The 7991-nt window shown below is 55.2% G+C and carries 8 protein-coding genes and 1 pseudogene; 5 read left to right on the plus strand and 4 right to left on the minus strand.

What is annotated here, in order from left to right; translation table 11 throughout:
• Both QBJ92_RS20165 and QBJ92_RS20170 read right to left on the minus strand, forming a co-directional pair.
• Positions 1 to 428 (minus strand): hypothetical protein (locus QBJ92_RS20165; protein WP_277971476.1); only part of this gene is annotated, 428 nt, incomplete at its 3' end.
• 94 nt (positions 429 to 522) lie between these two features.
• On the minus strand, positions 523 to 726 hold the full coding sequence (locus tag QBJ92_RS20170) for a DUF5818 domain-containing protein (RefSeq protein WP_277971477.1): 204 nt from the start codon (positions 724 to 726) through the stop codon (positions 523 to 525).
• A 179-nt stretch (positions 727 to 905) separates the two neighbouring features.
• Here QBJ92_RS20170 and QBJ92_RS20175 point away from each other — a divergent pair, with 179 nt between their 5' ends.
• From QBJ92_RS20175 to QBJ92_RS20185, 3 genes are all read left to right on the plus strand, one after another.
• Complete coding sequence (locus QBJ92_RS20175; RefSeq protein WP_277971478.1) at positions 906 to 1415, plus strand: hypothetical protein; 510 nt, start codon at positions 906 to 908, stop codon at positions 1413 to 1415.
• Between the two features lie 113 nt (positions 1416 to 1528).
• Entirely contained in the window at positions 1529 to 2026 is a 498-nt protein-coding gene (locus QBJ92_RS20180) for a MucR family transcriptional regulator (protein WP_277971479.1), read from the plus strand.
• Between the two features lie 661 nt (positions 2027 to 2687).
• Positions 2688 to 3497 carry an N-acyl amino acid synthase FeeM domain-containing protein gene (locus QBJ92_RS20185; RefSeq protein WP_277971480.1) on the plus strand — a complete coding sequence of 270 codons (810 nt, stop codon included), beginning with the start codon at positions 2688 to 2690 and terminating at the stop codon, positions 3495 to 3497.
• A gap of 50 nt (positions 3498 to 3547) precedes the next feature.
• Here the strand turns inward: QBJ92_RS20185 and QBJ92_RS20190 are convergent.
• A pseudogene (locus tag QBJ92_RS20190) lies at positions 3548 to 3682 on the minus strand (PEPxxWA-CTERM sorting domain-containing protein); the annotation flags it as partial.
• A 212-nt stretch (positions 3683 to 3894) separates the two neighbouring features.
• Between QBJ92_RS20190 and QBJ92_RS20195 the strand changes: the two are divergent.
• Together QBJ92_RS20195 and QBJ92_RS20200 are read left to right on the plus strand one after the other, a co-directional pair.
• Complete coding sequence (locus QBJ92_RS20195; protein ID WP_277971481.1) at positions 3895 to 4116, plus strand: hypothetical protein; 222 nt, start codon at positions 3895 to 3897, stop codon at positions 4114 to 4116.
• Between the two features lie 882 nt (positions 4117 to 4998).
• Positions 4999 to 5922, plus strand: a complete 924-nt coding sequence (locus tag QBJ92_RS20200; RefSeq protein WP_277971482.1) for a crotonase/enoyl-CoA hydratase family protein — start codon at positions 4999 to 5001, stop codon at positions 5920 to 5922.
• Here the strand turns inward: QBJ92_RS20200 and QBJ92_RS20205 are convergent.
• Complete coding sequence (locus QBJ92_RS20205; protein ID WP_277971483.1) at positions 5919 to 7910, minus strand: putative bifunctional diguanylate cyclase/phosphodiesterase; 1992 nt, start codon at positions 7908 to 7910, stop codon at positions 5919 to 5921. The genes QBJ92_RS20200 and QBJ92_RS20205 overlap by 4 nt on opposite strands.
• Positions 7911 to 7991: the final 81 nt, after the last annotated feature.

The raw sequence follows: 7991 nt of genomic DNA on the forward strand, positions 1-7991 counted from the left end.
AGGGTCTGGGTTCCGCGTAAGGTTGGAAAACATGCGGCAACGACTTGCTTGGCTTGGTTAAGCCATTCGACGTCGGTTAGACCGCGCCCGTCAATCCACCATTTTGCGTCAGTCAAGTGTCTCACCCACGCGGTCACGGTGGTATCACTGCCCTCGTGCGATGTCGTAGCTATGAGGCGAGCCGCTCGCAGAGATGCCGCCCAGGCAATCTGGCGATCGCTGCCGCTGAGCGCGGGCAGTGCAAGATGGGCTACAGCTGCAATATCGCTGGCAGCTGTTTCCGCCTGGACAGCTTGTTTGTCAGAAATAAAGCACTCGCGGCAACGCGTGGTTTCTAACCACTTCGCCTTCTGCTCCTGTTGTCGGGCATAGCCCGCGAGGTGGTGGATCTGGCCGTGGCCGCAAGCGTGCGTAATGATGTGTCCCATGGAGGTATGATCCCCAGCGACATGATCCTGACAATCGGTATGAGTCGAGCTGAATCGGAATTGCGGTTAATCGTAAAAAAGCAATTCCTGTTATTCAGGCCGGAGCTACGCCCTCGGCATGTACGAGCATCGGGCCAACCAACGTACCAATCAAACGTACCCGCTTTTGAATTAGGTCCACAGGCAAACGGTGCAGCTCGAGCTGGTAACGGCCCCCATGGTCACGCCGGAAAAAGATCACACCTCCGGCTTGTATCAGCGTTCCTGTTTCATCGATCCGTTCGCCGGTTGCCATCATGCGCGTTTTCACAGTCCATTTTTACAGTCGTCAGGTTTGAAGTCCGCCTCAGACATCTGACATCAACGCCGAACAACTGTACGTTTTTAGGACGGATCATACTTTGTGCGGATATTCAGCAAGCAGCAAAGATTCTCTTGGTAGCGAATTGCTCAACGTAACGTGAACAAGCTCAAACAATGAACATCACTTCCTACAATTCGGCTGGCATGCCCGGCAACGAGGCCGAGCGTCAAAAGGCGACAGAGGCGTCAGGTATATTAAATTTGGTTGGCGATCCGGTGCTGATGGATCTGGCGCGACGCGCACGCATTCACTGTCGGGTCGAGACCGCGATAATCTGTGCCGTGAGCCACTATAACGTGTTCGTTATCGCGCAGGACCGAGCGCGTTCGGGCGTCTTTAACCGATCCACATCCTTTGTCGGCCACATGATCCACGGCGATATAGATACACTAATCGTACCAAGTGCGAAAAGTGACGGGCGGTTCGCCACTTATCCGCTGGTCGAGGACGGTGACATAGACTTCTACGCTGCTGCGGGAATGCGAGACAGCAACGGATATCTTATAGGCGCATTGTGCGTCACATCGCGCAAGCCGAAACTGAACTGGAACCTAGGCGGCCAAGATTATTTGGAAACGTGTGCAGTAGAAGCTATGAAGAAAGTCATTACTAAGCAACCTTAGATGGCTTACGATGCGGTGCGCATTCATGGTAACTTGTTAAACAATATGTCATTTATCGTGTTCAGCGCCAGTTTAAGATCGTATCCTTAGATCGCTGGCCAGAAGGATCTTCTATGTCAGACGAACCTACAAACTCAGTTAAGCTAGCCGCGGAATTGACGATGGCGTGGCTTTCAAATGTAAACACCCGGACTTCGGCGGAGGATGTTCCGACATTCCTACAGTCTATGTACAACGCGGTTAATGGCCTCACCAACGCGCCAACCGAAAGTTCGAATGAGGAAAGCGCTACGGAGTTCACTGGTGCGGTTACTCCACGAAAGTCGTTGTCCAATCCGGATGTCATCATCTCGATGATTGATGGCAAGCCGTACAAAACCTTGACGCGGCATCTCACAACCAATGGTCTTACGGCGAGCGAATATCGTGCCCGTTACGGGTTGAAGGCTGACTACCCAATGACGGCACCGGCCTATTCGGCGATGCGGCGCGACATGGCTAAAAAGATCGGTCTTGGCCGTAAACCCGGGCAGAAAGTCGCGGCAAAGCCGCCGGCCTCAGCGGACGCGCCAAAGCGTGGTCGCCCGGCAAAGTCGGGATCAGCAGACTAAGCGGTGTGCGACGAACGTGGCCGATATGTCCGTCGTTCGATACAAGTGGGGAGGCGCTGCGTTTTCCCATTGCTACTGGCGTGGATCGGTATAGGGCGGCGCAACGCTCCACTGTCAGAGGCATTTGTGCGATGTTTATGCAATGTTCTCTGAAACTTAGCTCTAGCTGGAACAAGCCTGTAACCGTATCGTTGCAACGCCATGCTATGTGATCGATATCTCGACGAACTGGCCGAAACCTTTGAGGCCGGGTTTGCAGCGACCCATTCGGGAACTGCGACCGCTGACACAACCGTTGTGGCGGATGACGTGCGCATCACGGCGTGGTTAGACGGTGCATGTTATAACGATCCGACAATTGCTGACTCGATTGTCAGTTATTGGCTTCCTCACGGAAGCGTTCTGACGCTGCACTAAGTCTTGCATTTTGAAAGTCCTCCGTTTTGATGACGCTTAGCCAAATTCCCTATGATCTAAATGCGTTAATCCTACAATTAGCACGTTTGACCGAAATCGCTATCTACAGTGCTAGTGCTCGTTAACCATGAATGAGCAGGGTGGATTGTCTGGTAAGGCAATCCATCAATCCGTTCTTATGGACCCATACCTCAGATAAAGTCCGTGATCAGCGACGCGCGCTGCACTTTTCCGGGGGTTTGTGGTGTTTATTCAACCTGAAGCTCGTTTCTCTGCCGCAGCAATGGGGCAAGCCAAACCAGGGTTTGAAGATCGTCTTCCAGACGAACAGCGCGCTAAACTTGTCCCAAGCGTATTCAGTCAGGCCGTGGATATCGAGCTTGCTGACACAAGTGATCGACGTGACAGTGCGTGCTCGCTGATCAACAAGCGTTACGCTTGGCGGGGATATGGCAGCCATCATGCTCTGCCGTCCCACCGTGCCAGTGCCACCTTTACAGCGTCTGCGCAGTCGGAGGTGCTTGGTACGGTCACGCTCGTAGTTGACTCTGATGTCGGATTGGCAGCTGACAAAATCTTTGCCGAGGAGCTTGATGCGTTCCGTCACACCGAGGGACGCAAGATTTGTGAACTGAGTCGACTGGCGTTCGAGACGAACTTGCCGTCCAAGCCTCTGTTGGCGGCTCTGTTTCACATTGTCTTCATCTACGGATACCACCACCATCGCTGCACCGACCTGTTTATCGAGGTCAATCCGCGGCATCGCCGCTTCTACGAAGCGATGCTTGGTTTCAAGCCAATCGGCGCCCCGCGAACCAACGAAAGCGTTGCAGCGCCGTCGCAGCTTATGCGACTGGAAATTGCGAGCATTCGTCCGCGCATAGAGGCCGCAACGAGCAATGCGATATCCGACAGGACACCGCGGTCGCTATACTCGCTCTTTTTCTCGCGTGAGGATGCGCTGGAGCTGGCCGAGGAACTGACCTCGGACGACGCGATTCAGCGCACGATGGACGGCAACGCGCTGGTAAAGATCTTCCTGACGGATCTTTGACAGACAAAAAATGCCGCCGGTTTTCACCGGCGGCATTTCCTGCGTTACGCTTATGCAAAAGCGACAGTCGAGCTACGACGACGATAGCGCAGGCCTGCGCCCATCATGCCGAAGCCTGCTAGCATCATCATCCAGGTGGCGGTCTCAGGAACTGCCGACGGAATAAAGGTCAGATTGCCGCCATACGAAGCGCCGCCCTGCGCACTTTTTGCATATCGACATTAAGTTGGCAGAAATATTCGAGAGTGTACGCTTTGCCTACTGATTCAGATCGCCTCGGCAGTCTGAACGGTGACGGCTGTCATCGCAGTAGTGTGCCGAACGGTAGCCCGAATAAAATGCTCGTACTCTGTTTGACTGAGACGGCGCCAGAAGCAATTTGTCTCGGCGATCGTATATGGATATGATTGAGCGGGTAGCACGCACTCTGTGCAGAGCGGACGGTCTTTCAGAGAATACCGTTTATAACGGAAAGCCGATGTGGCGAAGCTTTGAACTGACCGCGCGTTTCGTTCTTATCGCCATGCGCGAGCCAGACCTACAAATGTCGGCTGTGGCAAATTTCGATCGAAATTTCGCTGTAACGCGTTGGAACGCGATGATTGACGTTGCGCTGTAAGCGTGGCCGGTAGGCCGCCTTGCTATTGTGCTCGGCTCTTCAGGTAGGTTGCGCTCGACGGTCAGTTGCCCCTACCCGCGGGGGGCGCGGCGGTCCCGACAAGCGATCAACAAGCATTGTCACTACCTCGTTGAGCGAGGCAGCCTCCGAGCCCTGCGATCGGGCCATGCTGCGACCGGCCATGCCCCACGGGGGGGGGGGGCGGTAGCATGCCGTTAGAAAGCTTAGCTGCTATCTACGATGGGCCTGTGCGGAGCTGCTGGCACAGAGGGCAGACGGACGCATAGGGTCAAACAACTATCTTTCAAATTAAATGTTATCATCCATCCATCTAACAAACGCTTTCGCAGCGAAGTACAACACCCATAACGGTAGGAAAAACGCAACGATCCATAACGATCGAACTTCTCCTTTATCATCCATGTTGGTTCTCCCGCATAAAACTTACCGCCGTGCCCATGATGGCCGGTGATTCAGCCTTATGCTTATGCACTAGACGCCTTACGTTGAGCTGTACGCGAAGTTAGGCCACCGTTCATTGCCGAGAAACGAGTAACCGTCCGCCCGTCGATGGAACGAGCTGGCCGATGAATAAAAGTAAGATGGCTTCTGGCGGTTTTACCACGCGCCATCAGCGTGCTTATACCCGGTACCGTTTGTTACCACGGCGAGTAGCACGTAACGTCCACCGCCGGGCGGGACGCAGACGTTCCGACCAGACCAACTGCCCGCTGCGAACGAGGCTGCGAATAAACTTTAGTACAGTCGTTCAGTGGCAATCTGGTTGTCCAAGCCTGTTGCGATCCCAGGCATCGCCTTTCTTATCTGTGTCGGCCTACCGTTTGCGAGCAGCGATACGCTGCACGTAGAAAGGTAATTATCATGTCAATTCAGTACCCTCCAATTGTTCGGGCAGGCAATCATTCCGTTCCTCCGGTGCTAAATGACAGCAACGCCAACAGAAGCATCGCGCATTTCGACTACGACGATCTCGACGTTAGCTTCGACCCGAACCTTGAGACGCTATGGACGTATATGGATCAGCGCGTTCGACCGAGTTTTAATCCAACCCTGCTTGCCCAATTTGATCAATGGCAAAACGATATTGCGATAGCCACGGCATCGGGTGCGGTACCGGTAAGGTATCTTGTGCTCGGTTCGCGCTTTCCCGGCGTGTTCTCCCTTGGTGGCGATCTGGATCTGTTTGAGGCACATATTCGTGCGCGGGATCAAGCAGCGTTGGTTCGGTACGGACGAGCCTGTGTACGCATTCTTCATCGCAACATGCTCAGTCTCGACCTGCCCATCGTAACGATCGCCCTGGTGGAGGGGGACGCTTTGGGAGGCGGGTTCGAGGCCTTGCTATCGTTCAACGTCGTCATCGCCGAGCGTGGAACCCAGTTTAGCTTGCCCGAAACCGCCTTCGGACTGTTTCCAGGCATGGGCGCTCACTGCTTCCTGTCCCGTCGGCTCGGTGCTGCGCGGGCCGAACAGATGATCTTGAGCGGTCGATCCTATTCAGCTGAAGAACTGTACGATCTCGGGATCGTCCACGGTCTTGCGGACCGCGGAAATGGCCGTGCGGAAGTAGAGCTGTACGTGCGGCAAAACCGACGGCGTCATAGCGGACATTGTGCTATTTATGAAGCATCGCGCTCCGTGAACCCGCTATCGCTGTGCGAGTTGGAGGCAGTTGTGGATCTCTGGGCAGATGCTGCACTGCGTCTCAGTGAGACCGATTTGAAGCTCATGCGGAGGCTAGTTGGTGCGCAGACCAGACTTCTTAACAAGCCGTCCCATCCCTAACTTGGGCTAGCGCCCGGAGACGCCCTGCAGCCGGTGTTGGGGGTCTCACCGGCAAGCATCGTCGTAACCATGCTTGCCGGTATCGGACGGCTCAGCCAGTATCCCTGCACCGCATCGCATTGTGTCCGACGAAGCTGTGCAAGCTGAGCGGCCGTCTCGACCCCTTCTGCTATGGTGCGCATTCCGAGCTTGGCGGCAAGATCGATCACCGCTTGCACGATTGCCACTGACGCGGAGCTCTGGTCGAGATCGGCAATGAAGGAGCGGTCAATCTTGAGCGTCTGGAACGGAAATTTGGAAAGGTAGCTGAGTGAGGAATATCCCGTGCCGAAGTCATCAAGCGTAGTTTGAACGTGCAGCAGGTTGATAGCCTGCAACGCTCCAAGCGAGCCATCAATGTCTTCGAGAAGCACTGATTCCGTGACCTCAAGTTCCAGCCGCTCGGCGGCTAGGCCGCTTGCCGCCAGGGCATTCACAATGACAGCTCGCAGATTGGCGGAACGCAACTGGATCGGGGATAGGTTTACCGCAATCGTGACGCCGTTGGGCCACTGGCTTGCGGTGCGACACGCTTCCTGAATTACCCAGCCGCCAATCTGGACGATGAACCCGTTACCTTCGGCGATCGGAATAAACTCGCCCGGTGACACCTGCCCGTATCTACGGTTGTTCCAGCGCAGCAAGGCTTCGCAGGACTGAACCCCACCGCCATTCAAGTTGAAGATCGGCTGGAACACGAGATAAAATTCGCCGCGACCAAGAGCGCCTTGTATCTCGGCGGCCAAATCACGGGCACGTTCGATCTTTTCGTCCATTACGGGTTCGTAAAAACGCATAACGCCCCGTCCGCTGTCTTTGGCTCGGTAAAGAGCGAGATCCGCGTTTTTCAGAAGCGTGTCCGCGTCTGTCCCGTCCGCCGGGGCAATGGCGATACCGATCGAGGCACTGACGTTCAAATGTCGGGCATCATGATGCACGGGAGATTCTACGAGATCAAGAATGCGACGGCCAATGCCGATTGCCTCTTCCTTGTCGCGGATCGCGCAGACAACAGCAAATTCGTCACCCCCCAATCGCGCCACTATTCCATCTATACCAAAGGCCTCGTCCAACCGTCTGGCGATGCCTGACAAGAGCGCGTTGCCGGCCAGATGTCCAAAGCTGTCGTTGATCTCCTTGAACTTGTCGAGATCGAGCCAATAGATGGCCAAGCCTTGGCGCTCGCTTTCTTCCGACCAGATCAGCGCTTCCAGTTGAGCCTCGTAGCGTTCACGAAAGGCAGTGCGATTGGCCACTCCGGTCAAATCATCTCGCCGTGCCACCGCAGCATGATGCTCTGCCAATGCGGTCTTTTCCGTCGAAGCCACGGTGGCGCGCAGGATGACGCCGTAAGTCTGAAGCGTGATGTCCATCATTGCCACGACGAAGAACAGGATGACGAGGGCAAGAACCGCTTTCAACGGCTCGAACGTCAGGAACAGGCCCAGAGCAAGTGGTACTGCGGCCAAGCACAACTGGGACAACGCGATCCAGGGGCGACCGGCATTGCGGCCTGCGATCCCAGCCGCATATCCAACCGCCGTCGTCACCGCGAGCAGCTGCAGATCCCCGTCGTCGGTCCCGATAAGCGTCAAGAAGCCGAAGGTGCCGAGAAGGCCCGAGTATGCAAGCGCACCAAAGCGATATAATAGTTCCTGCCGCTTGCCGCCGAAGCAGCTTGCGCGATCCTTGCTGAGCAAGGGAAACAACCGCAATGCATCAACAATGCGAATGCCTGCAACAACTAGGATTGCCAATGCGCACGCCAACATTGCAGCACGATCGCTTATCACAGCAACCACTACGACGATCACGCTGCTTGTCATCGCGCCAATCACCAGCGACTGCGGAGATGCGTACAGCGACTGGGTCAGCGTTTCCCGCACATGCGCGGCAACCGCCTGATCCGAATGGCGCAATCGTCTCAGACGCGAAATCAATCCTGCCATTCGGTTCCACATCACGCCAAAAGGTTAAAATGGGGCAAAGGCTCAAACTGTTTAGCCAATCACATGATCCACCGGATGCTT

This window comes from Sphingomonas echinoides (assembly GCF_029623395.1).
In the GTDB taxonomy this organism is placed as follows: Bacteria; Pseudomonadota; Alphaproteobacteria; order Sphingomonadales; family Sphingomonadaceae; genus Sphingomonas; species Sphingomonas echinoides_A.